The following is a 25,058-nucleotide window of genomic DNA, read 5'->3' on the forward strand; positions in this document are numbered from 1 at the left end:
TCGTAGCCAAGCTCTACGGCCAAGCCGGCCGGTCGATCAGCCGGCCCGTTTCAGCCAACCCGAAGGGCCGGGCATCTTTCCGCCAGGATCAAAGGCGATCGGCTCGGACGTACCAAGAGGTATGCCCGTCGCCAATCGCCTCTGCCCTGACGAAAACCTGCTCCGGCAGAATGCTGCAAGCTGACCAGGAAAGGCTCTAGAGGGCCGCGACCGGATGCGGCGAGCCGTCATAAGCGCCCCAGATCGACTGGTCGAAGCAGATGACTGAGCCGGTCATCAGGCCGGATTCGGAAGACGACAGGTAAGCGCAGGCGCGCGCCACCTCGTGCGGATCGACGAGGCGGCCGAAGGGCTGGCTTGCCGCCGCCTTCTCCAGCCAGTCGGCAGGTGCGCCGTGATATTCGCGCTGGATCCGGTCTTCGCCTTCGGAGGCCATCCAGCCGATGTTCAGACCGTTGACGCGGATGCGGTTGCGCAGGAGCGCGTAGGCAGTGTTCTTCGTCAGCGTTTCCAGCGCGCCCTTGGAGGCGCAATAGGCGGCGATGAAGGGCTGGCCTGCTTTGGCCGACATCGAGCCGATATTGACGATCGTGCCCTCGATCTTTTCACGGCGCATGACCTTCACCGCTTCCTGCATCAGGAAAAACGGCGCGCGCACATTGACGGCGAACATGGCGTCGAAGAGCTCGGGGCTGGTGTCGAGGATAGTGCCGCGATCGGTGATGGCGGCGGCATTGACCAGCGCATCGACACGGCCGAAGGTCTTGTCACAGGCGCGCACGACATGCTGTGCATCCTCGACCTTGCCGAGGTCGGCTTTGACGTAGACGATCCGGGCGCCGGTCGCGGCCGAAATCTCCGCCGCCTTTGCCTTGCCCTTGGCTTCGTTGCGGCCGCAGATGACGATGCCTTCGGCGCCGCGTTCGGCGAAGAGATGGGCGATGGTCGCGCCCAATCCTTGCGTGCCGCCGGTGACGATGGCGATCTTGCCGTCGAGGCGGCCGTGGTCGGTGCTCATGTGGTTCCTCCATTGTGATGATATGCGAATAGCCTCCCGCGGGTGCGGGAGGCTTTTATCTCAGTGCGGATGCAAGAGGCTCGAGCTCCAAATCAGCTCAACTTCTTCTGCGCCTGCTCGGCAAGTGCTGCCGCAAAGACTTCATCGCTCCAGCCTTCCTTCAGCGCCTCATGCATCAGCTGCGCCTGTGTCTTCGGCGCCAGTCCGCCAAGCGGCGGGTCTCGGTCGAGATTGGTCGGGAAGGAGTAGCCCTCGGCGCAGGCGGCGACGGCGTTGGCGATTTCGTCAGGCGAGAGTTTTCCCTGCAAGGTCTTCAACGCGGGAAACAGCCTGGCGCTCATCCGCTCGCGATTGACGGTTTCCATTGCCCGGCCGAAAGCGGAGGAGACTTGCAGGAGGTTGGCGACACGCTTGATGTCGGCCGAGCGGTTGGTGCCGGCGGCATGGAAGAGGGCGGGATTGAAGAAGACGACGTCGCCTTTTTCGAGTGGCAGCTGGACATGGTTCCTCTCGAAATAATCCCGGAACTCCTGCCGCTTCAGCGCGAGATAGCCCGGCACATAGGTCTGGCTGTACGGCAGGAAGAGTGTCGGACCGCTTTCGAGCGGCATGTCGCAATGGGCGACCGCACCCTGTAGCGTCAGCACCGGCGAGAGCCGGTGTACATGCGCCGGGAACTGTTCGATCACCTTTGAGGACTGAAAGCCGAGATGGTAATCGCGGTGCGCCGACTGCGCCGCACCCCCCGGATTGACGCGGTTGACCTGCGCCGTCATCTGGTAGCTCGGACCGAGCCAGGCTTCGCTGGCCAGCGCGATTATGGTGTTGCCGTAATATTCGGCGAAATTTGCCGGATCGGCGAGACAATGTTTTTCCAGCGAATTCCAGATGCGGTCGTTGGCGCCGGGCTTGGCGAAGTGATCGCCGCCGCCGCTCGCGGTGCGGTGCTGTTCGTCGATGATCGCGTCGAAGATCGTGCTGGCGCGGTCGATGACGGCGGTGTCTTCGTAAGCATGCTTGAACACGACGACACCAGGACCCTCGCCGAAAGCTTCGCAGATCTCGGCCAACACGGCGCGTCGGCCTTCTGCCGTTGCGGCCGCTGCCATCACCTTGCGGCTGTCATAGATCAGCACGTTTTTTTCGACCGCAGACGCCGAGGGGTAATCGGCAAGTACAGTCGCCTTTTCCGCAAGGCTGCGGAAATCATCGAGATCGCAGGCCTCTTCGCTCAGCCAGACGCGGTCGGCGCGCAGTTTCTGCTGGTTGTCGGTTTTCATAGCGGGCTCCTCCCTCTTTCCGATGGGGGCACTATACGCCGCAGTGCGCGGTGATATAGATCAGAAATCCATCAAAAAACCATCAGGCCAATCGCATGGCACATCTCTTTCTCGTCAAGGACATCGCCTTCCAGGCCGGACTCAGCACCGCCACCGTCGACCGGGTGCTGAACGGCAGACCGGGCGTGCGCCGGCAGACTGAAATGCGGGTGAAGGCGGCGATCGCGGAGCTGGAGAAACAGCAGGCCGGGGCGATCGGCAGCGGCCGCGTGCTGGCGATCGATATCGTCATGGAGACGCCGCAGCGTTTCAGCGATGCGGTACGCGCCGCCTTTGAGGCGGAGATGGCGACCTTCCTGCCCGGCGTCTTCCGCTGCAGGTTCCATTTCGCCGAGGTGATGAAGCCGGCCGAACTGGTGCAGCTTCTCGACCGCATCCGGCTGCGCGGCACGCACGGCATCGTGCTGAAGGCGCCTGACGTCGCCGAGGTGGCTGCCGCTGTGGCGCGGGCGGATGCCGCCGGCATTCCCGTGGTGACGCTGGTGACCGACTTGCCGAATTCGGCCCGCATCGCCTATGCCGGCGCCGACAACCGGGCGGCAGGAGAGACGGCCGCCTATCTGATCGGTGAATTTCTCGGGACTGATGGCGGCAAGGTGCTGGTAACGCTGTCGAGCGGACGGTTCCGCGGCGAGGAGGAGCGCGAAATCGGCTTCCGCCGGGTCATCCGCGCTCGTTATCCCGCCATCGGCATCACCGAAATCAGCGAGGGGCACGGCACCGATGCCGCGACGGGAACGCTTTCCGCGGCAGCGCTTGCGGCCGACCCCGCCATCAACGCCGTCTATTCGATCGGCGGCGGCAACCGGGCGGTGCTTGCGGCCTTCGACGCGGCCAAACGTCCCGTCCGCGTTTTCGTCGCCCATGATCTCGATGCGGACAACCGCGCCTTGCTTGCGGCGCGCCGGATCGGCTTCGTGCTGCATCATGATCTGAGAACTGATGCGCGCTCGGCCTTCAGGGCGATCATGAGCCGCGCGACTGCATTGCCGCGAACGGTTCCGGCCTCGCTTTCATCAGTCGAAATCGTCACGCCCTACAATATGCCTGCGGGCGACTGAGCCAATTGGCTTTCCTTCCATGCCGAATTCGGGCTACAGATTTGGCACGGGTGAAGGTGGAACATGGATTACAGCGACGTCAGCACGATTGCAGCCTGGATCACGGAGCAGGGACTGAAGGGCGCTTCGGAAGCCGAGCTGATGACCGGCTTCTGCTCGGCTTGCCGGGATGCCGGCCTGCCGCTCGACCGCGGTCTGGCGCTGATGGATACGCTGCATCCGGTGCATGAGGGCCGCGCCTTCCGATGGGACAGCGTCGAGGAGATCCAGACCGAGTTCGAATATGGTCCGACGATCTCGGGGGAGGCGGCGTCGAACTGGCAGCGTTCGGCCTTCTATCATCTTTGGTCCCGCAACGAACGGGAGATCCGCCGGCGTCTCGGTTTCGGCGACCCGATCGATTTCTCTATGCTCGATACGATTGCTGAAGCCGGCCACACGGATTTCGTGGCGATGATGCATCGTTTTTCCGAGGCTGGCACGATCGGCGAGATGGATTGCTTCTTCTCGCATTTCGCGACGAAACATCCTGAGGGCTTTTCCGATCACGACCTCGCCATCCTGCGCAAGCTGGTGCCGGTGTTGGGGCTGGCGATCAAATGCATCGCGCTTGGACGTATCGCCCGCACCATCGCCGAGGTCTATCTCGGTGAGGACGCCGCGCGCCAGGTGATGGAAGGCAAGATCAGCCGCGGCAAATCGGAGCGGATTTCCGCGGCACTCTGGTTTTCCGATCTGCTGAACTACACCAAGATCTCCGACAGCGTGCCTCCGGAGGAGATCATCCCGCTGCTCAACGACTATAGCGAGGCGGTGATCACGGCGGTCCACCAGTCCGGCGGCAACGTGCTGAAGCTGATCGGCGACGGTGTGCTCGCCATCTTTAAGGGCGAGGTGCCGGCGGAGACGTGTCGTGCGGCGCTGAGCGCCGAATCGTTGCTGCGGGAAAAGCTCACCACGCTGAATGCCGCGCGTGCGGCCGACGGCCGGGCGACGACCGACGTCTATATCGGCCTGCATATCGGCGATGTCTTCTACGGCAATATCGGCAGCCAGGACCGGTTGGACTTCACCGTCATCGGACCCGCCGTCAACGAGGTCAGCCGGATCGCCTCGATGTGTCGTTCCGTCGATCTCAACCTGTTGATCTCCTCCGATTTCGCCGCGGCGATACCGGAGCAGCAGCGTACCGCACTCGCCTGCGTCGGACGCTATGCTTTGCGCGGCGTGCAGCGCGCGCAGGAACTGTATACTCTCGACAGCGCCCGACTGAACAGCTGAGTTCCTGACTGCAAGGCTATCGCAACAGACCCTGGCCGCCGTCGATCCAGATCGGCGTACCGGTGATGTGTCGAGCGCGGTCGGATGCAAGGAAGAGGATTGTTTCGGCGACGTCCTCGCTCTTGCCTGCCTTGCCGCCGGCAATCGGGATATCCCCCTRCGGCCAGATGACGGGAACCTCCGTCTCTTCGCGATGACGACTGTCGGTATTGGCGCCGATATTGGTCTCGATCTCGCCGGGGCAGACGGCATTGACGCGGATGCCATGTCGGCCGAGTTCGAGGGCGAGCTGCTGGACCATGGCGACCTGGCCCGCCTTGGTTGCGGTGTAGGCGGTGGCGCCCGGCGTGGTGAAGGTGCGGGTGCCGTTGATCGAGGAGACGACGATGATCGAACCGCCGTGGCGCTTCAGATGCGGAACCGTCAGATGCAGGGTCAGGTAGGTGCCGCGCAGATTGACGGCGATCGTCTTGTCCCATTCTTCCGGTTTCAGATCGTCGATCGGCGCCCAGACACCGTTGATCCCCGCATTGGCGACAACGATGTCGAGGCCGTCGAAGGTGTTGGTCAGTTGCTCCACCGCGCCCCGCATTTGAGCGTCGTCGCTGGTATCTGCCGTCAACGCGATCGACTGGCCGCCGGCGGCCTTGATCTCGGCGCAAGTTTTTTCGACCTCGTCGGCGGTGCGGCTCAATGCTGCGACCCTTGCACCCTCGGCGGCGAGCCGCAACGCGGCCGCTTTGCCGATGCCCGAACCGGCGCCTGTCACTAATGCGATTTTTCCCTTCAGCTCCATGGGCGGGCTCTCCTTGCCGTTTTGCCGACATGCCAACTGTTCGGCGCGGCAGTTGGTTCCGGAAGGAGGCGGGTCGTCGCAGTTATCTTAGAAGCGTTTGCTTCAACGCCCATTTCTCCGGCCCGTGGACCGCCGCAAAGAGCAGTCCGGCGAGGAAGGTAAAGTGATCGATGAAGAAACCGAACTCGGCCTGGTTCTGCTGCCAATGGGATGGGCCATGGAAGGCGAAGGCGAGGAAGATCACATAGATGCCTGCGAGCAGGCTGGCCTCGGTGAAGAAGGCTCCTGATATAAAGGCGAGCGCCAGTGCGATCTCGAAGAAGGCGGCGATCCAGGTAAGGAACGTCGCCACCGGAAAGCCGGCGGCGGTGATATAGCCTGCCGTCGCGCCGATATCGGCGAACTTGAAGCCGGCCGCCATGAAAAAGATGAAACTGAAGATGATGCGGGCGACGATGATTGCAATTGCTCTGGCCATTCTGAAATCTCCTCTTTGAGCTTCCACTATGACGGACAGGACACGTGATATCCTACACGGGGAATGAAAAAGGGCCGCTTGCGCGACCCTGTCACTTTGAATTGCGCATAATCCTTTCCGAAAGTCGGTTCCGATTTTCGGGGCTATGCGCTCTCACCATTCGGCAAAGCTGCCGTCGGCATGCCGCCAGATCGGGTTGCGCCAGCGGTGACCTTCCTTGGCGCGCTCGATGACATAGGCCTCGTCGACCTCGATGCCAAGACCCGGACCCTGCGGGATCGAGACGAAACCATCGGCATAGTGGAACACCTCCTTGTTGGAGATGTAGTCGAGGATGTCGTTGCCCTTGTTGTAGTGGATGCCGAGGCTCTGTTCCTGGATGAAGGCGTTATAGCTGACGGCATCGACCTGCAGGCAGGCGGCGAGCGCGATCGGGCCCAGCGGGCAATGCGGCGCCAGCGCCACGTCGTAGGCTTCGGCCATCGCCGCGATCTTGCGGCATTCGGTGATGCCGCCGGCATGGGAGAGATCCGGCTGAATGATGTCGACGTAGCCGTCTGACAGAACCTGCTTGAAGTCCCAGCGCGAAAAGAGCCGCTCGCCGAGCGCGATCGGCGTCGAGGTATGGTTGACGATATCGCGCAGCGCTTCCTTGTTTTCGGAAAGCACCGGCTCTTCGATGAACATCAGCTTGTAAGGGTCGAGCTCCCTCGCGAGAACCTTCGCCATCGGCTTGTGCACGCGGCCGTGGAAATCGACGCCGATGCCGATATGTGGGCCGATCGCCTCGCGGATGGCGGCGATGGTCTCGACCGCCTTCTCCACCTTTTCGTTGGTGTCGACGATCTGCATTTCCTCGCAGCCATTGAGCTTGATCGCCTTGAAGCCACGGGCAACCACCTCCTTGGCATTGTTGGCGACATCCGAAGGACGGTCGCCGCCAATCCAGGAATAGACCTTGATACGGTCGCGGAGCTGGCCACCGAGCAGGGAGTGGATCGGCTGGCCGAGCGCTTTGCCCTTGATGTCCCACAGCGCCTGGTCGATGCCCGAGATCGCGCTCATGTGGACGGCGCCGCCGCGATAGAAGCCGCCGCGATACATCACGGTCCAGTGGTCTTCGATGAGGAAAGGATCCTTGCCGATCAGGTAGTCTTCCAGCTCATGGACGGCGGCCTGAACGGTGAGCGCACGGCCTTCGACGACCGGTTCGCCCCAGCCAATGATGCCCTCGTCGGTCTCGACCTTCAAAAACAACCAGCGCGGGGGAACGATATAGGTGGTGAGTTTGGTGATCTTCATCGCTGTTCTTTCAGTCTCTTCCCGGGTTTGCGATCGACGGCGCGTTCGCAGATTTGTGGTGATCGGTCATTTCGTTCTGCCGATCGCTTTTTCGGCGGCGGCTAGATCGCGCACCGCAAGATCGAGCATGCGGTTGGCGCATTCACGGGCTCCCGCCTTGTCGCGCATGCGCAGGGCCTCGACCAACTGACCGTGAACGAGCACCGCATCCTCGCGATTCTCGACGCCGATATTGGAGGCATGCAGCGCATATTTTAGCGCCGCGTGAATGGCGCTCGACAGGCGGCGGAAGACCTGATTGTGGCTGGCGGTGAGCAGCACCGTGTGGAACATGACGTCGGCATCGGTGAAGCTTTCCGGGTCGCGGGCGCTGTCGCGCATCTGCCGCCAGGCATTGTCGAGATCGGCGATCTCCTGGGCGCTCGCGCGCTCGGCGGCATATTCGGCGGCTGCCGGCTCGATGGTGCGGCGGGCTTCGAGAATGCAGCCGAGCAGGTCGAAGTCCTTGATATAGGGACCCATCCATTCAAGCACGTCAGCGTCGAGGATATTCCAGTCGTCCTTATCGCAGACGGTGGTTCCGATGCGTGGCTTGCCACGGACAAGGCCTTTGGATTCCAGCACTTTCAGCGATTCGCGAATGACGGTGCGGCTGACGCCGTAGAGCTCGCAGAGATCGTTTTCGCGGGGCAGCGGCGAGCCCGCGGGATAGCGGTCCGCACAGATATCCTGAGCGATCGCCGCCGTGACGTTGCGGCGTACGCGCGGGCGGCGCTCGATGCGGCGGCTTTCGGCCCCGCTCTGTCGCTCGATTGTTTCCAACTCACCTCTCCGCTCTGTCTCGCGTGCTAGGCAATCGAACCTGATTATCCGAATTCGATCCGCTTTGCGACGCTTCCTCCCGGCATCTCGTCAATAATCCTATTATTCCAATCATCATACATTGGCAATTGACTGGTATGATGATTTGTCATAATTCATTGGACGTTGCCTGGGAGGCAGCTGCTCAGTTTTTGAGAGTTTAGGGAGAGAGACATGCGCTTGTTCAAAGCAGCCATTCTGGCTGGCACTTTCGCCATTCTGGCAGCCGGCTCGGCATTTTCCGCGGACGTCAAGATAGGGTTCATCGTCAAGCAGCCTGAGGAGCCGTGGTTCCAGGACGAATGGAAATTCGCCGACCAGGCCGCCAAGGAAAAAGGCTTCACCGTCGTCAAGATCGGCGCCGAAGACGGCGAGAAGGTCCAATCGGCGATCGACAATCTCGGCGCTCAGGGTGCGCAGGGCTTCATCATCTGCACGCCCGACGTCAAGCTCGGCCCCGGCATCGTCGCCAAGGCCGAAGCCAACCAGTTGAAGCTGATGACGGTCGACGACCGCCTCGTCAGCGCCGACGGCAAGCCGCTGGAAGACGTGCCGCATATGGGCATTTCAGCCACCAAGATCGGCGAGACCGTCGGCCAGGCGATCGTCGACGAAATCAAGAAGCGCGGCTGGGACATGAAGAATGTCGGCGCCGTGCGGGTCTCCTATGACCAGCTGCCGACCGCCGTCGACCGCGTCGAAGGTGCGATCTCGGTGCTGAAGTCCGCCGGTTTCCCGGCCGAAAACATCTATGATGCGCCACAGGCGAAGACGGATACGGAAGCAGCGCTCAACGCGGCGACCACCGTTCTCAACAAGCATGCCGACGTAAAATACTGGGTCGCCTTCGGCCTCAACGATGAAGCCGTCCTCGGCGCCGTCCGTGCATCCGAATCGGTCGGCATTCCGGCGACGAACGTCATCGGTGTCGGCATCGGCGGTGCGGAATCGGCGATCAATGAATTCAAGAAGCCGGCGGCAACGGGCTTCTTCGGCACCGTCATCATCTCGCCGAAGCGTCACGGCTACGAGACGGCGCTCAACATGTACGACTGGATCGCCAACGACAAGGAGCCGGCAAAGCTGACGCTGACCTCGGGTTCCCTGGCGCTGCGCGACGATTACGAAAAGGTCCGCAAGGATCTTGGCATCGAGTGATCGTCCTTCCAGCATGATATCGTCCGGCGGTCGCCCAGCGTGCCGCCGGTCTTTCTCGACGGAGCGATGATGGCTTTCCTCGAATTCAGCAATATCTCCAAGGGTTATCCCGGCGTGCAGGCGCTGGCGAATGTTTCCTTCACTGTCGAGAAAGGCGCCGTCCACGGCCTGATGGGCGAAAACGGTGCCGGCAAATCGACGCTGATCCGCGTACTGTCAGGCGATCAGGCCGCCGATGGCGGCAACATCCTCATCGACGGCGAGGAGCAGAAATACGGCTCCGTCCGCGACGCCTTCCATGCCGGCGTCATCGTCATCCATCAGGAACTGCAACTCGTTCCAGAATTGACGGTCGCCGAAAATCTCTGGCTCGGACGCTTTCCGGCCAAGGGCGGCGTCATCCATTCGAAGGCGCTGATCGAGACGGTGCGGTCGAAACTCGAGGAGATCGGCATCGATGTCGATCCGTCGGCCAAGGTCGCCTCGCTTTCGATCGGTGCGCGGCAGATGGTCGAGATCGCCAAGGCCGTCATGCTCGATGCGCGGGTGATTGCGCTCGACGAGCCGACCTCCTCGCTTTCCTCCCGCGAAAGCGAAATCCTGTTTTCGCTCATCGACAGGCTGAAGGCGAAGGGAACGGTCATTCTCTACGTCTCGCATCGCCTCGACGAGATCTTCCGCCTCTGCGATAGCCTGACGGTGCTGCGCGACGGCAAACTTGCCGCCCACCATCCTCAGATCTCCGAAACCACGCGCGAGCAGATCATCTCGGAAATGGTCGGACGCGAGATCAGCAATGTCTGGGGATGGCGCGAACGCGCGCTCGGCGACGTACGGTTGGAGGTCAAGGGCCTGTCGGGGCCGAGGCTGCGTCATCCGATCAGCTTTTCCGTCCGCCAGGGCGAAATTCTCGGTTTCTTCGGCCTGATCGGCGCCGGCCGCAGCGAGATGGCGCGGCTGCTTTACGGCGCCGACACCAGACATCAGGGCCAGGTCACGATCGACGGCGTAGCCGTTGCGCCGAACAATCCGAAAGCGGCGATCAATGCCGGCATGGTGCTTTGCCCCGAGGACCGCAAGTTTGACGGCATCGTCCAAGGGCGATCGATCGAGGAAAATATCGCGATCTCGTCGCGCCGGCATTTTTCGCCTTTCGGCATTCTGAGCCCGAGACAAGAGGCGGCGCTGGCGGACCGCTTCATCGCCAAGCTTCGGGTGCGGACGCCCTCGCGCAAGCAAGACATCATCAACCTCTCGGGCGGCAACCAGCAGAAGGTCATTCTCGGCCGCTGGTTGTCCGAGCAGGGCATCAAGGTCCTGGTCATCGACGAGCCGACACGCGGCATCGATGTCGGGGCGAAATCGGAAATCTACGAAATCCTCTACGAGCTTGCGGCCGGCGGCATGGCGATCGTGGTCATATCAAGCGAGTTGCCCGAAGTCATGGGCATTTCCGATCGCATCATGGTGATGTGCCAGGGCGGGGTGGCGGCCAATGTCACCCGCCAGGATTTCGACGAGCGCAACATCCTAACGGCAGCGCTTCCCGACAAGAATGCCGCAGGCACCATTTAGAGCGGTTCAGCTTTTCATAGAAACGCAGAACCGCTCTAACTTTTTGTTTTTACGCAATTCCGGACGGAAAACCGCTTCGCACTTTTCCTGAAATTGCTCTAGGACCAGGAATATACGGACGATGAATTCGTTGAAAAAAATCCTTCTCGGCGAACAGGGGCTGGTGGTGATCTTCGCTGCCGCCTTCGTGATTGTCTCGCTCTTCGTTCCGAACTTCCTGACCGAGCGAAACATGCTGGGGCTGCTGCAATCGGTCGTCACGATCGGCATCGTCGCCTGCACGATGATGTTCTGCCTGGCATCCCGCGATTTCGACCTTTCGGTCGGATCGATCGTCGCCTTCTCCGGCATGATCGCGGTGATGGTCTCGAATGCGACAGGCTCCATTCCCGTCGGGCTGCTCGCCGCCCTGCTTTGCGGCGCCGTCGTCGGCCTCGTCAATGGTATCGTCATTGCGCGTTTTCGGGTCAATGCACTGATCACCACGCTTGCGACCATGCAGATCGTGCGCGGGCTAGCGCTGATCGCGTCCGATGGCCGCGCCGTCGGCATCAACGATCCCGATTTCTACCAGCTTGCTCTGTCGCGCTTCCTGACCGTGCCGACGCCGATCTGGATCATGCTGATCCTTTTCATCCTCTTCGGGTTCGTGCTCAACCGCACCGTCTTCGGCAAGAACACCCTGGCGATCGGCGGCAATCCGGAGGCCTCGCGGCTTGCGGGCGTCAACGTCGTCAACATGCGCATCTGGATCTTTGCGCTGCAGGGTCTGGTCTGCGGCATTGCCGGCATCCTGCTTGCCTCGCGCATCACCTCCGGCCAGCCGAATGCGGCGACAGGGCTTGAGCTTTCGGTGATTTCGGCCTGCGTTCTCGGCGGTGTTTCGCTGGCCGGCGGCCGGGCGGCGATGAGCGGCGTCATCGTCGGCGTGCTGATCATGGGCATTGCCGAAAACGTCATGAACCTCTTGAATATCCAGGCGTTCTATCAGTATGTCGTACGCGGGCTGATCCTGCTGATCGCAGTGCTGCTCGACAATTTGAGGTCTTCGGCTGCGGGGCGACGCGGATGAACCAAGGACGAGCCGGGGACGACATCGAACTGAGGCACGGCGATCTATCCGTCCGGGTCAGCCGTCGGGGTGCCGCCGTCACAGCCGCGACTTATCGCGGCATGCCCTTTCTCGTGGCGGCCGGCGGGCCGGAGGGAGCGATGGCGAATTTCGCGATGGTGCCGTTCGGCAATCGCGTGGAAGGCAACACCATGTCCTTTGCCGGACGCGACTATGGCTTCCAACCGAATGCTTCCGATCCGCTCTATCTCCACGGTGACGGCTGGCTCAGCCTCTGGCAGCTTGAAGACGCCAGCGCGGAGCATGCGCAGTTCTGCTTTTCCCGCAGCGCCGACAGGGTTTCACCTTATGCCTATCTTACCCGGCAAGAGATCCGTCTCGCCGGCGATGCACTGGTGCTGAGGCTTTCCGTGGAAAACCGCGGCGATACGGCTCTTCCCTTCGGGCTCGGTCAACATCCCTTCTTCGCGCGCACGCCAAAGACACGACTGGCGATTGCTGCCGATCGCTATTGGAGCGAGCGGCCGGACCATCTGCCAGAGATGCCTGGCCCTGTGCCTGGTTATTTCGATTTCAGATCTGAGACGCTTTTACCGCAGAGATGGATGAACAATGCCTTCGAGGGTTGGAATGGGCGGGCTGTTATCACCTGGCCGGAACTTGGAATCCGGGCGGCGTTGGAAGTCGACGGTGCGCTCGATCGCTTCATGCTGTATATGCCGGTCAACCGGAGCGATTTCTTCTGCCTCGAGCCGATGAGCCATCTGCCGAACGGGCATCACCTTCCTGATTTCGGTGGGCTCACGCCGCTTGCGCCAGGTGAGGCGCTTGCCGGCACAGTGACGATCCTGATGTCGACGCTGCCGGTTCAACCGAAGGGGTGATAGATGAGCAGCCGTCTGCAGGGCAAGAACATCCTGATAACCGGTGCTGCGCAGGGTATCGGCCTTGCGATGGCGAAGGCTTTCATGCGGGAGGATGCCGCCGTCTTTCTCGTCGATCGCGATGGGGCGCTGCTGGCGCAGGCGGCGAAAGAGCTCCAGCGCAGCGGCGGCCGGCTCGGTTATCTGCCGGCCGATATTACCGATGCCGGAACGATCACGACGTTGGTCGCTCAGGCGAATGAAGAGATCGGACCGCTGAACGCGCTCGTCAACAATGCCGGGGTCAATGTCTTTGCCGAACCGCTCGCGACGACGGACGAGGAATGGAACCGCTGCTTCGACATCAATCTGAAGGGCGCATGGAACTGCTGCAAGGCGGTGCTGCCGGGCCTCATCGAACAGGGTGGCGGCGTCATCCTCAACATCGCCTCAACGCATGCCTTCACGATCATCCCGCACACATTTCCCTATCCGCTGGCAAAACACGCGCTGCTCGGGATGACAAAATCCCTGGGGCTCGAATATGCGGCCCGCAATATCCGGGTGAACGCGCTGGCGCCGGGCTATGTCTCGACGCAGAAGGTGATCGATTACTGGAACAGCTTTCCCGATCCGGAGGCGGCAAGGGCCGAGACGATGAAACTGCATCCCGGCGGGCGCATCGCGACGCCGGAGGAGATTGCCATGGCGGCCGTGTTCATGATCTCAGACGAGTGCCCGTTCATCAATGCCACCTGCCTGACGATCGACGGTGGCCTCAGCGTGCTGCAGCATCCCGCTTGAAGGGCTTCGATCCCGCTATTTTTACAAGCCTGTCGTCTTCTCGGGATAGAGCATTATATTGCCCATCGGGAAGGCTATCTGATCTCCCGCAGGCATGGAGCGGCCCCTGCCGCTTTCTGAAAGCACAATCGAAAACAGGAGGACGGCATGCAGATCAATCGTACGGCTTCGGCTCATTGGACCGGTGGCCTCAAGGACGGAAAAGGCCTGATCTCGACGCAGAGCGGCGCCCTGAAGGATTATCCCTACGGCTTTGCGAGCCGCTTCGAAGGCGTCGCCGGCACCAACCCGGAAGAACTGATCGGTGCCGCCCATGCCGGCTGCTTCACCATGGCGCTGTCGTTGATCCTCGGTGAAGCCGGCTTTACCGCCGAGCATATGGAAACCTCTGCCAAGGTAACGCTCGAAAGCGTCGAGGGCGGCTTTGCCATCACCGCCATCCATCTCTCGCTCTCCGGCCGTATTCCCGGTGCCGATGAGGCGACCTTCACCGAACTCGCCAACAAGGCAAAGGCCGGCTGCCCGGTTTCCAAGGCGCTCGCGGCGGTTCCGATCACGCTCGACGTCAAGATCGTCTGATTTCCCTGCTGCCGGCGATGAGGTGCCGTGCGCGTTCGCGTCGCGGCACTTTTCAATTGCGCGATGTTCATTGTTCAGCCGCTCCAGAAAATCCCCCACGTTCAACGAACGCGGCCCACCGGCTGCATCAACCGATCGCCCCCAAGCAGACCTGAAGCTTCGCTGCGCTCCGGGATGTTGACAAGTGACGCCTGATATTTTACGACTGACGAAATTCAAAATTCGTCAGTCGTAAGTCGAGGCATCGAAAGTCATGGACGAGATCGCGGAAAACACGCTCGACGTCACCCGGCAGGAGAATGTCACACGCATTCTCGACGCGGCCGAACGGCTGTTTCGGCACTACGGCTACAGCAAGACGACGGTGGCCGACATTGCCCGCGATCTCGGCATGTCGCCCGCCAATATTTATCGTTTCTTCGCCTCCAAGGTGGAAATCCACCAGGCGCTCTGCGGGCGCATGCTCGCCACCGCTTATCAAATCGCCTACGACATCCGCCATCAGCCGATCAGCGCCAGCGAGCGGCTGCGCCGCTATGTCGAGACCCAACATCAGTTGACGCTCGATCTGATGCTCGACGAGATGAAGGTGCACGAGATGATCATCGTCGCGATCGAGCGCGACTGGCATGTCATCGAAAAGCATATCGACCGTGTTCATGATCTCATTGCCGAAATCATCGCCGAAGGCATTGCAGCCGGGGAATTCGCCGAGCAGGACCCGGTCGTTGCCTCGCGCTGCTTCGGTGCCGCGACGATCAATCTCTGCCATCCGCAGATGGTGGCGCAATGTCTTGCCAAAACGAACCGCGCAAGCGTCGACGAACTGATCGACTACGTGATCAGGGCGCTGAAGAAATAATGGACGGCAGCCGCCGTCGGAACCCCGAAACGATCCAGGAGTGCGGAAGATGTTTTCGCTCAAAACCCTCAGCCATCGCATGCCGTCCGTCGCCAGTCTCGTGCTCGTCGGCGCCATCGGTATCGGCGTTTCCGCCTGCTCGGAAGAGAAGGCTGAGGTCAAGGAAGTCATCCGTCCGGTGAAGGTCGTCGAGATCGCCAAGGCCAGCGACACCCGCAAGCTCGACTATTCCGGCTCGGTCAAGGCGCGTACGGAGATGAACCTCGGCTTTCGCGTTGCTGGCAAGATCACCGAACGCCTCGTGGATATCGGCGACAAGGTGAAGCCGGGCGACGTGCTCGCTCGGATGGACTCCACCGATTACCAGCTGGCGGTCAAGACGGCGGAAGCCAATCTGGCAGCCGCTGAAAAAGGTGTCGAAACCGCCGATCTCGTGAACAAGCGCAATCAGCAGCTCTTCGACAAGAATGTTTCGCCGAAATCCCAGCTCGAGCAAGCCTCGCTCAGTTACGATCAGGCCGTTTCAAGCCGCGATGCCGCCGTCTCGGCACTCGATCAGGCGAAGAACCAGGTGAGTTATGCGGAGCTGAAGGCCGACCACAACGGGATTGTCACGACGATCAATGCCGATGTCGGCCAAGTCGTTGTGTCGGGCACTCCCGTCGTCGCCGTTGCCGTCGACGGCGAAAAGGAAGTGCAGATCGCCGTTCCGGAAAATGACATTGCCGAATTCAAGCCGGGCAAAACAGTCAAGGCAAGCTTCTGGGCCGACGACAGGCTGGTGCTCGACGGCAAGGTGCGGGAGGTTTCCGGAAGCGCCGACCAGCAGTCGCGCACCTTTGCGGTCCGGGTGAGCCTGCCGAACGATCCGCGCGTTTTGCTCGGCATGACGGCGACGATCGAGGCCGATGTCAGCAACGGCAACAGCTATGTCTCGATCCCGCTCAGTGCCCTGGCTGAAAAGGACGGCAAGCAGATGGTCTGGACCGTCGACCGCGACACGGCGACCGTGCATGGCCGCGACATCAAGGTCGCCGATTTCACCGGCGACGGCGTGCATGTGACCGAGGGTCTCGATACCGGCGATCTCGTCGTTTCGGCCGGCACGCAGTTCATGAGCGAAAACCTGAAGGTGAAGGTGCCGGACCAGCAGTCGGCCCTGGCTGCCACCGACCAGACCGTTCGCTGAACGCGCCATAAAGAGAGAACAGGACCATGGACGCCACCACCACCGAAAAGCGGCCCTTCAATCTGTCGCGCTGGGCGATCGGACATCCAAGCATCGCCCGCTTCCTCTTCGGGCTGATCATCATCACCGGCGTGCTCGGGCTGATGCGCATGGGCCAGCGCGAGGATCCGGAATTCACCTTCCGCGTCATGGTCGTTCAGGCGATCTGGCCGGGTGCTTCCATCCAGGAAATGGAAGATCAGGTCGTCAACAAGATCGAGCGCAAGCTGCAGGAAACGCCGCATATCGACTGGGTCAAGTCCTATACGCGGGCAGGCAGTGCGATCATCACATTGCAGGTCAAGGGCGACACGAATTCGCAAGAAGTGGCGGATGCCTTCTACCAGGTGCGCAAGAAGGTCGGCGACATCTCCAGCGAGCTGCCGCAGGGCCTGCTCGGCCCGTATTTCAACGACGAGTTCGGCGATACGTTCATCACGCTGCATTCGATCAGCGGCGACGGCTATTCCTATCCGGAACTGAAGAAATTCGCGATCCAGGCGCGCGACATGCTACTGACGACGCCGGGCGTCGAAAAGGCCGTCATCATCGGCGACCAGCCTGAGAAGATCTATATCGACGTCTCGTCGAAGGCGCTCGCTGAGCGCGGCCTGACGATCCTCGATCTGCAGAACGCCATCAAGGGCCAGAATAATGTCGATCCGGCCGGCTCCGTCGATACCGGCCTGCGCTCGGTGCGCATATCGGTCGAAGGCGACGTGAAGAAGGCGGCCGATATCCGCGAGTTGCGCCTTCGCGCCGGCGGCCAGGTGACGCGCCTCGGCGATATCGCCACCGTCAGTTCCGGGCTCGAAGATCCCTACCAGCGCAAGTACCGTTTCAACGGCCACGACAGCGTTCAGGTCGGCGTCGTGATGGCCAAGGGCTTCAACGTGACTGATGTCGGCAAGGGCGTGGAAGCGACCTATCAGCGTTTCGAAGAGGCGCTGCCCTACGGCGTCGCCGTCGATCAGATCGCCAACCAGCCGGACGTGGTGACCGATGCGGTCAGCGAATTCATGCATGCACTCGGCGAAGCTCTCATCATCGTGCTGGTCGTCTCGTTTGTGTCGATCGGCTGGCGATCGGGCCTCGTCATCGCCATTGCCATTCCGCTGGTGCTGGCCGCCACCTTTGCGCTGATGTACGAACTCGGCATCGACCTACAGCGCATCTCGCTCGGCGCATTGATCATCGCGCTCGGCCTGCTTGTCGACGATGCAATGATCGTCGTCGAGATGATGGAGCGAAAGCTGGAGGAGGGGCTCGTCAAGATCGACGCGGCAAGCTTCGCTTATTCCTCGACTGCCTTCCCGATGCTGACCGGCACGCTGATCACCACGGCCGGCTTCATTCCGGTCGGCTTCGCCGCCTCGACGGCCGGCGAATATGTGCGCTCGCTGTTCTACGTCGTCGGCATCGCGCTTGTCACCTCGTGGTTCGTCGCGGTCTACTTCACGCCGTGGCTCGGCTATATGATCCTCAAGCAGCGCCATCACGCCGGCGAGCATCGCGACGCCTTCGACACCGGCTTCTATCGCCGGTTGCGCGGCACGGTCAGCTGGGCGGTGCGCCACCGCGTCATCGTGCTGCTGCTGACGCTCGGCACCTTCGTCACCAGCCTCTGGGCCTTCCAGTTCATTCCGCAGAATTTCTTCCCGCAATCCTCGCGGCCGGAAATCCTCGTCGATCTCTGGCTGCCCGAGGGCACCAGCATCAAGGAAGTCGAGGTGCAGGCAAAGGCGCTCGAAGCCAAGATGATGGATGATCCCGACAAGCGGTTCATCGCTACCTATATCGGCGAAGGCGCGCCGCGCTTCTTCCTGCCGCTCGACCAGCAGCTGCGCAATCCGAACTTCGCCCAGCTGCTCGTCATGGCCAACGACGAACCGGCGCGCGAGCGGCTGATCGTCAAGCTGCGGACGATCCTTGCGGAAGACTTCCCCGATATTCGCGGCAAGGTCGACCGCCTCTTCCTCGGTCCGCCGACCGGCTGGCCGGTGCAGATGCGCGTCATGGGGCCTGACCGCCAGGAAGTCAGGGAGATCGCCAACCAGGTAAAGGCGCGCTTCCAGGCCAATCCAATGCTCGGCGCCATCCATGACGACTGGCTGGAAGAGGTGCCGGCGATGAAGCTGGTGATCGACCAGGATCGCGCCCGGGCACTTGGCGTCTCCTCGCAGCGTGTCCGTCAGATGCTGCAGACCGCCATGTCAGGGGCTGCGCTCGACGATTTCCGCGACGGCGAGGAGACGGTTTCGATCGTCGCCCGCGAGCCGGATGCCAGCCGTTCGCTGCTGTCGGCGGTCAACTCGGTCTATGTCCCGACGGATTTCAGCGGCTTCGTGCCGGTCTCGCAGGTCGCCAAGGTCGTGCCCGTCATGGAGCAGGGCATCGAATGGCGGCGCGACAGGCTGCCGACGATCACCGTGCGCGCCACGTTGCCTGACGATGTGCAGCCGAACGACGTGGTGATGAAGATGTATGCCGACATGAAGGACCTGCGCGACAGCCTGCCAGCCGGCTACAAGGTCGAGATCCAGGGCGGCGCCGAGGATGCAGCGGAAAGCCAGATGTCGATCGCCGCCAAGGCGCCGATCATGCTCGCCGTCATCATCGTGCTGCTGATGGTGCAGCTGCAGCATTTCGGCAAGGCGATGCTGGTGCTCGCCACCGGACCGCTTGGAATCATCGGTGCGGCGGCCGCATTGCTGATCAGCGGCGCGCCCTTCGGCTTCGTGGCGATCCTCGGCGTCATCGCGCTGCTCGGTATCATCATGCGCAATTCGATCATCCTGGTCGACCAGATCGACCAGGATATCAAGGCCGGCATGCACCGGCAGGAGGCGATCGTCGGTGCGGCCGTGCGCCGTTTCCGGCCGATCATGCTGACGGCGCTGACCGCCGTGCTGGCGCTGATCCCGATCTCGCGCGGTGTCTTCTGGGGTCCGCTCGCCTACGCGATGATGGGCGGCATCCTGGTTGCGACCGTGCTTACCATTCTGGTTCTGCCCGCCGGTTACGCCCTTTTCTTCGGCCGAGAGCCGAAGGCAAAGGACGAGCCAGGCCGGCATGCCGACGCCATCCAGGAAGAGGCGGATGACAGACATCCGCCGGCGTTGGCAGCTGAGTGAGGACGGCGCGGCGAAAGCCGCGCCGTTTTCCTTGCAGATCACAGCTTACTCATCAAGCAGCGTCGCTGCCTATAGCGCCGCGCAGTCTTTACTGCCTGCTCCGTCTTGGAGCTGCGCGCCGATTCCATTGCCCTCTCGAAAAAGCTAAGCTGCGAAAGCATGCCGGGAGACCAACCACGATCCCGGCCACCAACTGACGGGGCAAGGCACGATCATGGCCGATTACCATCTGGAAGCAAGCTGGAGCCCGATCGAAGGCAGCTTTGGGCGCCTGACCTTCACGCTGTTCAATCTTTCGGCCGAGCCACTGTCGACATTCTTGCTCGCCTATACATCAGAGACGCGGGTTGCCGACAAACATGTCTGCGACGGCGGCAGCCTCAAGCGGCGGGTCGCGCATTTCCATGAATTCGTGCCGCCCGAAGACCTGAGCGTGCCGCCCGGCGGGCGCTGGCGGTTCACCGTCGAGGGGCTGACCAGGGAGCCAAAACATAGGACGGCCGGTATCAAATCGGCCTATCTGACACTTGGCGACGGGCGCCACGTTCCTGTTGGTTTCGGCGATCTCATGCTCGAAGGCCGGAATGGCGGCGTAGCGCCGCCGCTTCTGCCGCCGGGCCGGGCCGAGGAACCTTACTCGCTGCTGCCCTGGCCGCTGGCGCTCGGGCTGAAGGCGGGAGAGCTGCCGGTTATCCTTTATCCGGCCGAGCGGATGCGGCCCGATGCGGTCAAGGCGCTCTCGCTGGTTCTCGCGCTCTACGAGCGGCTCTATCCGGCCGACAACGTGCCGTTTTCCCTCAGTGCCGTCGAAGGCGGGCGGGCCATTCGTTTCGTCACCGAATCGTCGATCGCCGCCTTTGCCTACGAATTGCGTTTTACGGCGCATGAGATCGTGCTTTCGAGCGCGGATGTCGCCGGGCGGCAATACGGGCTGATCAGCCTGGCGCAACTGCTGCACGGCGCCCGCGCCGATCCCGAGCGCTTCAAATTCCCCAATTTCGGCACGATCGCCGACCAGCCGCGTTATGACTGGCGCGGCTGCCATCTCGATGTGTCCAGGCAGTTCTATCCGGTGGCGGACGTCGTGCGGCTGATTGATATTCTCGCCTGGAACAAGCTCAATATCTTCCATTGGCATCTGACGGATGACGAAGCGTGGCGGCTGGAGATCAAGGCCTATCCCGCGCTGACGGAGATCGGCGCCCGGCGCGGGCCGGATGAAGTGCTCGTGCCGCAGCTCGGCGACGGGGCGCAAACGCGCTCCGGCCATTATACCCAGGAGGACGCCAGACGGATCGTTGCGCATGCAGCCTCGCTGCATATCGAGGTAGTGCCGGAAATCGATATTCCGGGCCACAGCATGGCGACGCTGTTCTCGCTGCCCGAACTCGTCGACGGGCAGGAGGCGCCGGACAGTTACCGCTCGGTGCAGGGTTATCCGAACAACGCTCTCAATCCGGCGGTGGAATTCACCTATGAATTTCTCGGCAAGGTGTTCGACGAAATGGTGGCGCTGTTTCCCGGCGAATATCTTCATATCGGCGGCGACGAGGTGGCGCATGGCTCCTGGCTGTCCTCGCCGCTCTGCAAGGCACTGATGGAGCGGGAGAAACTTGCCGGCACCGCCGAGCTGCAATCCTATTTCCTGAAACGTATCAAAGCCATGCTGTCGGAACGCGGCAGGAAACTTGCCGGCTGGAACGAGGTCTCGCATGGCGGCGGCGTCGACCGCGACGGCACACTGCTGATGGCCTGGGAAAAGCCCGCCGTCGGCATCGAGCTGGCACAGGAAGGCTACGACGTGGTGATGACGCCAGGGCAGGCCTATTATCTCGACATGGCGCAGGCTGAGGCCTGGCCCGAGCCCGGCGCCGCCTGGGCGGGCTACGCGCCGCCGGAACACACCTATGCTTACGAGGCCGAGGGCGAGTTGCCGGAGGCGCTGCAGGATAAGATGCGCGGCATCCAGGCCTGCATCTGGACCGAGAACTTCATCTCGCGCGCCTATTTCAACCGGCTGGTTTTTCCGCGTCTCCCGGCGGTCGCCGAGGCTGCCTGGACGCCTTCTGTGCGTAAGGACTGGGATCGCTTCGCCGCGATCGTGCGGATGTGGCCGGTGCTTTAAGGAATCGCAATTCCGGATGGAAAATCGCTTCGCACTTTTCGTGGAATTGCTTCAGGCCGTCTCGGCCTTCAGCCCCAAAAGCGCTGCGCCGATCAGGCCGGGTTCGATGCGGCATTCGCTGCGCACCACCAGTGGGCGATCGAACTTGCGCAGGATGCGGGCGCGCACGGCGTGGTCGAGTTCGGCAAGCAGCGGCTCGACATTGGAAAGCCCGCCGCCGACCGGTACGATGGTCGCGCCGGTGATGTTGATCGTCAGCGCCAAGGGCGAGGCGACGAGATCGACATAGACGTCGATCGTCCGTGTCGCCCTCTCCTCTCCACGGCGCCACTGAGCGATGATCTCCTCGCTGGCAAGGTCGAGATCGTGCAGCGTCTTGTGCAGTCGCTCCAGGCCGCGGGCGCCGCCGACAGTGTCGACGCAGCCCTTCTGGCCACAGCCGCAGGCATAGGCGGGAATGGCCACAGGCGGATTGCCGGCCGCGGATGCGATGATCGGCCCGTGGCCCCATTCGCCGGCAAAGCCGCCGGCCTCGTTGACGAGGCGCCCGTCGGCAACCAGGCCGCCACCGACGCCGGTGCCGAGGATGGCGCCGAAGACGATGCGGTGGCCGCGGCCGGCGCCGAGACCGGCTTCGGCAATAGCGAAACAGTCGGCATCGTTGGCGATCAGCACAGGCAGGCCGAGTTCGGCTTCGAGATCGGCCGCGAGCGTGCGGTCGTGGATACAGGGAATGTTGGCGCAGATCAGGCGCTGCGTATCGGGATCGACGACGCCGGCGATGGAGAGGGCGATGCCGTTCGGCTGTTCGCCGGTTTCGGCGATGATGTCGCGCAGGGTCTCGACGAAAGCGGCAAAATCATCCCTGGGTGTCGGGCGGCGGCCGAGGGGAACGATGTCTGTCTCGGAACGAGCGATGCCACCCTTGATGGCGGTGCCACCGATGTCGAATGAAATGATCATTGCCACTCTGCCGTTTCTCTGGTCTCCCAGCGTCTGCTTGCATTGTTGGCGGGGAATTTCAAGCGCTCATTCGGCGGGGTGTCGCCGGCTTTAGGGCGTGCCGTGTGCCATCCCCTCTGTTCTGCAGGACATCTCTCCCGCAGATCGAATAGGCGGGACGGTTCTCCGTCTTCCATTCCGTCATGGCAAGACGTTGGAGAAATCTGGTGATCCCCAGCCCATCGGCTCCGATCGCAACGGTAATTTCTAACCCCGCAAGTCATTCAATTGGCATATTGCATCGCCAGAATCCGGCCCTACACTTTCATAAACTGTCGGACCCACGACAATCGATACGAGAGAAAACAGTACCATCCGAAGACCACGTCCCAAAGGCCGCCGCCTCTCATCCATTTTGCGGCAGATGGCCGCCGACCACAGCCGCGAACGGATCTCGATCGGCGATCTATTCGACACGATGGGTGACAGGGCGATCAGCGCGTTGATGCTGATCTTCGCGCTTCCGAACGCCTTTCCTACTCCGCCGGGCACCTCGGCCGTGCTCGGGGCGCCATTGATCTTCCTGGCAGCGCAACTGACCTTCGGGCTGAAACCCTGGCTACCGAAGGTGATTGCCAACCGTTCGATGCGCCGGGAGGATTTCGAGACCATCGTCGGCCGCATCCACCGCTGGCTCGCCTGGGCCGAACGCATGCTGAAACCGCGGCTGGCGATCTTCGCCGAACCGCCGGCGGAATATCTGGCCGGGGCGGCATGCCTGCTGCTGTCGATCGTGCTGTTGCTGCCGGTCCCGCTCGGCAATATTCTGCCGGCGATCACGATCTCGGTCTTCGCTTTCGGCATATTGGGCCGTGACGGTCTTTTCGCGCTCATCGGCTTCGTGATGACGGCCGTGTCGCTCGTTATTGCCGGCGGGGTGATTTACGGTCTCGTGAAGGCGGCGATCTATCTCGTCCTGCGATGGCTTGCCTAAGCGGGGGTTTGCCCGAGTGAAGGCGGTTATTTGGCTGGGCTCCCTGCAACAGGCTCGACATTTGCCGGAATTTTGTTTTGATCTGGCGCGATACAGACTCAAACCATGTTCGGCGACGGCGCGCCGGCTCACTTTGCGCGGTAGGCATTAGATGGTAAAAAGATCCGAGACCCCTGCACGGCTCGACGATGCGGCGCGTGCCGGCTGGCTCTACTACGTCGCCGGGCGCACGCAGGACGAAATCGCCGCTGCGATGGGCATCTCGCGGCAATCGGCGCAGCGGCTGGTGTCGCTGGCGGTCGCCGAGCGCCTGATCAAGGTGCGGCTCGATCATCCGATCGCAGCCTGCCTGGAGCTCGGAAGTCAGCTGCGCCGTAAATTCGGGCTGAAACATGTGGAGGTGGTGCCGAGCGATCCCGCGTCGTCGTCGACGACGGTCGGTATCGCCGAGGCAGCGGCGGCCGAGATCGAGCGGTGGCTGAAACGGCCGGAGCCCATCGTACTCGCCATCGGTACCGGCCGCACCTTGAAGGCGGCGGTCGACCAGCTTCCGGCGATCGAATGTCCCAATCACCGCATAGTTTCGCTGACCGGCAATATCGCCCCGGACGGATCGGCGGCCTATTACAACGTCATCTTCAGCATGGCCGATGCGGTGAAGGCACGACACTATCCGATGCCGCTGCCGGTGCTCGTCACCTCGGCGGAGGAGCGCGAGTTGCTGCATGGCCAACAGCTGGTGCGCTCGACGCTTAATATGAGCGCCCAAGCCGATGTCACCTTCGTCGGCATCGGCGAGCTCGGCATCGATGGGCCGCTCTGCGTCGACGGTTTTCTCGAGAAGGACGAGATGATGGAGCTGATGCGCGGGGGCGCTGTCGGCGAAATCTGCGGTTGGATCTTCGATGTCGATGGCAGGTTGATCGACAACCCGATCAACGAGCGCGTCGCGTCCGCGCCGATCCCATCCCGCGATGCATCGATGGTCATTGGGCTGGCCAAGGGCAAGCGCAAGTTCAAGGCGATCAGGGCCGCCGTTGTCGGCCATCAAATCAATGCTCTGATCACCGACGAAGAGACTGCTGAGTTTTTGCTCAAGAACTGAGCAAAAAATATTATATTTAAATCAATGGGATGACTATTGCCTTCGGCACTGCAGCAACGATTGCCGATTGACATTCTTTGTTGTTTGTTGAGTAATTGCCCATGAGCGAAGCGAATGCTCACACCCCATCTTCTGGGAGGAAGATTATGACATTGAGAACTTTTCTGCTGGGCGCCTGCTCAGCACTGGCGTTTGCCGGCATGGCTTCGGCCGAAACGCTGACGATCGCGACCGTGAACAACGGCGACATGATCCGGATGCAGAAGCTGACGGATGACTTCAAGGCGAAGAATCCCGGCATCGACCTTGAATGGGTAACCCTCGAGGAAAACGTGCTGCGCCAGAAGGTCACGACCGACATCGCGACCAAGGGCGGCCAGTACGACGTTCTGACGATCGGCACCTATGAAGTTCCGATCTGGGCGAAACAGGACTGGTTGCTGCCGCTCGACAATCTCGGCGCCAATTACGACGTCGACG

The 25,058-nt window shown here is 61.9% G+C and carries 22 protein-coding genes and 1 pseudogene; 16 read left to right on the forward strand and 7 right to left on the reverse strand.

The genetic code is table 11. The annotated features are described in order from the left end of the window. A pseudogene (locus AC1D1Z_RS23120) lies at positions 1–184 on the forward strand (hypothetical protein); the annotation flags it as partial. Positions 185–196: 12 nt separating this feature from the next. Here AC1D1Z_RS23120 and AC1D1Z_RS23125 read toward each other — a convergent pair. Both AC1D1Z_RS23125 and AC1D1Z_RS23130 read right to left on the reverse strand, forming a co-directional pair. Beyond that, complete coding sequence (locus AC1D1Z_RS23125) at positions 197–1,018, reverse strand: SDR family oxidoreductase (protein WP_130759668.1); 822 nt, start codon at positions 1,016–1,018, stop codon at positions 197–199. A gap of 92 nt (positions 1,019–1,110) precedes the next feature. Then, on the reverse strand, positions 1,111–2,298 hold the full coding sequence (locus AC1D1Z_RS23130) for a phytanoyl-CoA dioxygenase family protein (protein WP_130759667.1): 1,188 nt from the start codon (positions 2,296–2,298) through the stop codon (positions 1,111–1,113). Positions 2,299–2,393: 95 nt separating this feature from the next. Between AC1D1Z_RS23130 and AC1D1Z_RS23135 the strand changes: the two genes are divergently transcribed. Then, positions 2,394–3,419: a LacI family DNA-binding transcriptional regulator gene (locus AC1D1Z_RS23135; protein ID WP_130759666.1), complete on the forward strand. Its 1,026-nt coding sequence runs from the start codon at positions 2,394–2,396 to the stop codon at positions 3,417–3,419. A gap of 63 nt (positions 3,420–3,482) precedes the next feature. Next, positions 3,483–4,700 (forward strand): adenylate/guanylate cyclase domain-containing protein, encoded by a 1,218-nt coding sequence (locus AC1D1Z_RS23140; protein WP_130759665.1) that lies wholly within the window; start codon positions 3,483–3,485, stop codon positions 4,698–4,700. Between the two features lie 16 nt (positions 4,701–4,716). Here the strand turns inward: AC1D1Z_RS23140 and AC1D1Z_RS23145 are convergent, their stop codons facing one another. The 4 genes from AC1D1Z_RS23145 to AC1D1Z_RS23160 all read right to left on the reverse strand — a co-directional run bounded on the left by AC1D1Z_RS23145 (position 4,717) and on the right by AC1D1Z_RS23160 (position 8,098). Next, positions 4,717–5,496: an SDR family oxidoreductase gene (locus AC1D1Z_RS23145; RefSeq protein WP_477851712.1), complete on the reverse strand. Its 780-nt coding sequence runs from the start codon at positions 5,494–5,496 to the stop codon at positions 4,717–4,719. 82 nt (positions 5,497–5,578) lie between these two features. Beyond that, a complete protein-coding gene (locus AC1D1Z_RS23150; protein WP_047623157.1) occupies positions 5,579–5,974 on the reverse strand; it encodes a DoxX family protein in 396 nt (131 codons plus the stop codon). 153 nt (positions 5,975–6,127) lie between these two features. After that, a complete protein-coding gene (dgoD, locus tag AC1D1Z_RS23155) occupies positions 6,128–7,276 on the reverse strand; it encodes a galactonate dehydratase (RefSeq protein ID WP_047623156.1) in 1,149 nt (382 codons plus the stop codon). Positions 7,277–7,342: 66 nt separating this feature from the next. Next, positions 7,343–8,098 (reverse strand): FadR/GntR family transcriptional regulator, encoded by a 756-nt coding sequence (locus AC1D1Z_RS23160; RefSeq protein WP_003543153.1) that lies wholly within the window; start codon positions 8,096–8,098, stop codon positions 7,343–7,345. A gap of 213 nt (positions 8,099–8,311) precedes the next feature. Here AC1D1Z_RS23160 and AC1D1Z_RS23165 point away from each other — a divergent pair, with 213 nt between their 5' ends. From AC1D1Z_RS23165 to AC1D1Z_RS23210, 10 genes are all read left to right on the forward strand, one after another. Further along, complete coding sequence (locus AC1D1Z_RS23165) at positions 8,312–9,295, forward strand: arabinose ABC transporter substrate-binding protein (RefSeq protein ID WP_018447046.1); 984 nt, start codon at positions 8,312–8,314, stop codon at positions 9,293–9,295. Between the two features lie 69 nt (positions 9,296–9,364). Beyond that, positions 9,365–10,870 (forward strand): L-arabinose ABC transporter ATP-binding protein AraG, encoded by a 1,506-nt coding sequence (araG, locus tag AC1D1Z_RS23170; protein WP_477851713.1) that lies wholly within the window; start codon positions 9,365–9,367, stop codon positions 10,868–10,870. Positions 10,871–10,991: 121 nt separating this feature from the next. Beyond that, positions 10,992–11,942, forward strand: coding sequence for an L-arabinose ABC transporter permease AraH (gene araH, locus AC1D1Z_RS23175; RefSeq protein ID WP_018243671.1), 951 nt, complete (start codon positions 10,992–10,994; stop codon positions 11,940–11,942). Next, positions 11,939–12,826, forward strand: a complete 888-nt coding sequence (locus tag AC1D1Z_RS23180) for an aldose 1-epimerase (RefSeq protein WP_047623155.1) — start codon at positions 11,939–11,941, stop codon at positions 12,824–12,826. Before araH ends, AC1D1Z_RS23180 begins: the two co-directional genes overlap by 4 nt. A gap of 3 nt (positions 12,827–12,829) precedes the next feature. Continuing rightward, positions 12,830–13,609, forward strand: a complete 780-nt coding sequence (locus AC1D1Z_RS23185) for an SDR family oxidoreductase (protein ID WP_018447049.1) — start codon at positions 12,830–12,832, stop codon at positions 13,607–13,609. A gap of 147 nt (positions 13,610–13,756) precedes the next feature. Then, positions 13,757–14,188 carry an OsmC family protein gene (locus AC1D1Z_RS23190; protein WP_047623154.1) on the forward strand — a complete coding sequence of 144 codons (432 nt, stop codon included), beginning with the start codon at positions 13,757–13,759 and terminating at the stop codon, positions 14,186–14,188. A gap of 253 nt (positions 14,189–14,441) precedes the next feature. Beyond that, on the forward strand, positions 14,442–15,050 hold the full coding sequence (locus AC1D1Z_RS23195) for a TetR/AcrR family transcriptional regulator (RefSeq protein WP_018447050.1): 609 nt from the start codon (positions 14,442–14,444) through the stop codon (positions 15,048–15,050). A 49-nt stretch (positions 15,051–15,099) separates the two neighbouring features. After that, the gene (locus AC1D1Z_RS23200; RefSeq protein ID WP_130759663.1) at positions 15,100–16,239 is read left to right on the forward strand and encodes an efflux RND transporter periplasmic adaptor subunit; all 1,140 of its coding nucleotides are present in this window, start codon (positions 15,100–15,102) and stop codon (positions 16,237–16,239) included. 26 nt (positions 16,240–16,265) lie between these two features. After that, entirely contained in the window at positions 16,266–19,412 is a 3,147-nt protein-coding gene (locus tag AC1D1Z_RS23205) for an efflux RND transporter permease subunit (RefSeq protein ID WP_047623152.1), read from the forward strand. A 214-nt stretch (positions 19,413–19,626) separates the two neighbouring features. Beyond that, positions 19,627–21,537 carry a beta-N-acetylhexosaminidase gene (locus AC1D1Z_RS23210; protein ID WP_130653092.1) on the forward strand — a complete coding sequence of 637 codons (1,911 nt, stop codon included), beginning with the start codon at positions 19,627–19,629 and terminating at the stop codon, positions 21,535–21,537. A 51-nt stretch (positions 21,538–21,588) separates the two neighbouring features. On the opposite strand, the gene AC1D1Z_RS23215 is transcribed toward AC1D1Z_RS23210, so the two are convergent. Beyond that, the gene (locus tag AC1D1Z_RS23215) at positions 21,589–22,500 is read right to left on the reverse strand and encodes an ROK family protein (protein WP_047623150.1); all 912 of its coding nucleotides are present in this window, start codon (positions 22,498–22,500) and stop codon (positions 21,589–21,591) included. Between the two features lie 394 nt (positions 22,501–22,894). Between AC1D1Z_RS23215 and AC1D1Z_RS23220 the strand changes: the two genes are divergently transcribed. The 3 genes from AC1D1Z_RS23220 to AC1D1Z_RS23230 all read left to right on the forward strand — a co-directional run. Then, positions 22,895–23,473: an exopolysaccharide biosynthesis protein gene (locus tag AC1D1Z_RS23220; RefSeq protein WP_026230768.1), complete on the forward strand. Its 579-nt coding sequence runs from the start codon at positions 22,895–22,897 to the stop codon at positions 23,471–23,473. A gap of 151 nt (positions 23,474–23,624) precedes the next feature. Continuing rightward, positions 23,625–24,578 carry a sugar-binding transcriptional regulator gene (locus tag AC1D1Z_RS23225; RefSeq protein WP_018072680.1) on the forward strand — a complete coding sequence of 318 codons (954 nt, stop codon included), beginning with the start codon at positions 23,625–23,627 and terminating at the stop codon, positions 24,576–24,578. 146 nt (positions 24,579–24,724) lie between these two features. Further along, positions 24,725–25,058 (forward strand): extracellular solute-binding protein (locus AC1D1Z_RS23230; RefSeq protein ID WP_477851714.1); only part of this gene is annotated, 334 nt, incomplete at its 3' end.

This window comes from Rhizobium sp. P1_E1, assembly GCF_056406015.1.

What these genes read in the sequence shown, in the direction of transcription:
- araG (WP_477851713.1), top strand. Translation starts at nt 9,365, where the DNA reads ATGGCTTTCCTCGAATTCAGCAATATCTCCAAGGGTTATCCCGGCGTG.
- AC1D1Z_RS23135 (WP_130759666.1), top strand. Translation starts at nt 2,394, where the DNA reads ATGGCACATCTCTTTCTCGTCAAGGACATCGCCTTCCAGGCCGGACTC.
- dgoD (WP_047623156.1), bottom strand. Translation starts at nt 7,276, where the DNA reads ATGAAGATCACCAAACTCACCACCTATATCGTTCCCCCGCGCTGGTTG.
- AC1D1Z_RS23140 (WP_130759665.1), top strand. Translation starts at nt 3,483, where the DNA reads ATGGATTACAGCGACGTCAGCACGATTGCAGCCTGGATCACGGAGCAG.
- AC1D1Z_RS23200 (WP_130759663.1), top strand. Translation starts at nt 15,100, where the DNA reads ATGTTTTCGCTCAAAACCCTCAGCCATCGCATGCCGTCCGTCGCCAGT.
- AC1D1Z_RS23215 (WP_047623150.1), bottom strand. Translation starts at nt 22,500, where the DNA reads ATGATCATTTCATTCGACATCGGTGGCACCGCCATCAAGGGTGGCATC.
- AC1D1Z_RS23180 (WP_047623155.1), top strand. Translation starts at nt 11,939, where the DNA reads ATGAACCAAGGACGAGCCGGGGACGACATCGAACTGAGGCACGGCGAT.
- AC1D1Z_RS23205 (WP_047623152.1), top strand. Translation starts at nt 16,266, where the DNA reads ATGGACGCCACCACCACCGAAAAGCGGCCCTTCAATCTGTCGCGCTGG.
- AC1D1Z_RS23185 (WP_018447049.1), top strand. Translation starts at nt 12,830, where the DNA reads ATGAGCAGCCGTCTGCAGGGCAAGAACATCCTGATAACCGGTGCTGCG.
- AC1D1Z_RS23210 (WP_130653092.1), top strand. Translation starts at nt 19,627, where the DNA reads ATGGCCGATTACCATCTGGAAGCAAGCTGGAGCCCGATCGAAGGCAGC.
- AC1D1Z_RS23190 (WP_047623154.1), top strand. Translation starts at nt 13,757, where the DNA reads ATGCAGATCAATCGTACGGCTTCGGCTCATTGGACCGGTGGCCTCAAG.
- araH (WP_018243671.1), top strand. Translation starts at nt 10,992, where the DNA reads ATGAATTCGTTGAAAAAAATCCTTCTCGGCGAACAGGGGCTGGTGGTG.
- AC1D1Z_RS23195 (WP_018447050.1), top strand. Translation starts at nt 14,442, where the DNA reads ATGGACGAGATCGCGGAAAACACGCTCGACGTCACCCGGCAGGAGAAT.
- AC1D1Z_RS23165 (WP_018447046.1), top strand. Translation starts at nt 8,312, where the DNA reads ATGCGCTTGTTCAAAGCAGCCATTCTGGCTGGCACTTTCGCCATTCTG.
- AC1D1Z_RS23225 (WP_018072680.1), top strand. Translation starts at nt 23,625, where the DNA reads ATGGTAAAAAGATCCGAGACCCCTGCACGGCTCGACGATGCGGCGCGT.
- AC1D1Z_RS23125 (WP_130759668.1), bottom strand. Translation starts at nt 1,018, where the DNA reads ATGAGCACCGACCACGGCCGCCTCGACGGCAAGATCGCCATCGTCACC.
- AC1D1Z_RS23130 (WP_130759667.1), bottom strand. Translation starts at nt 2,298, where the DNA reads ATGAAAACCGACAACCAGCAGAAACTGCGCGCCGACCGCGTCTGGCTG.
- AC1D1Z_RS23150 (WP_047623157.1), bottom strand. Translation starts at nt 5,974, where the DNA reads ATGGCCAGAGCAATTGCAATCATCGTCGCCCGCATCATCTTCAGTTTC.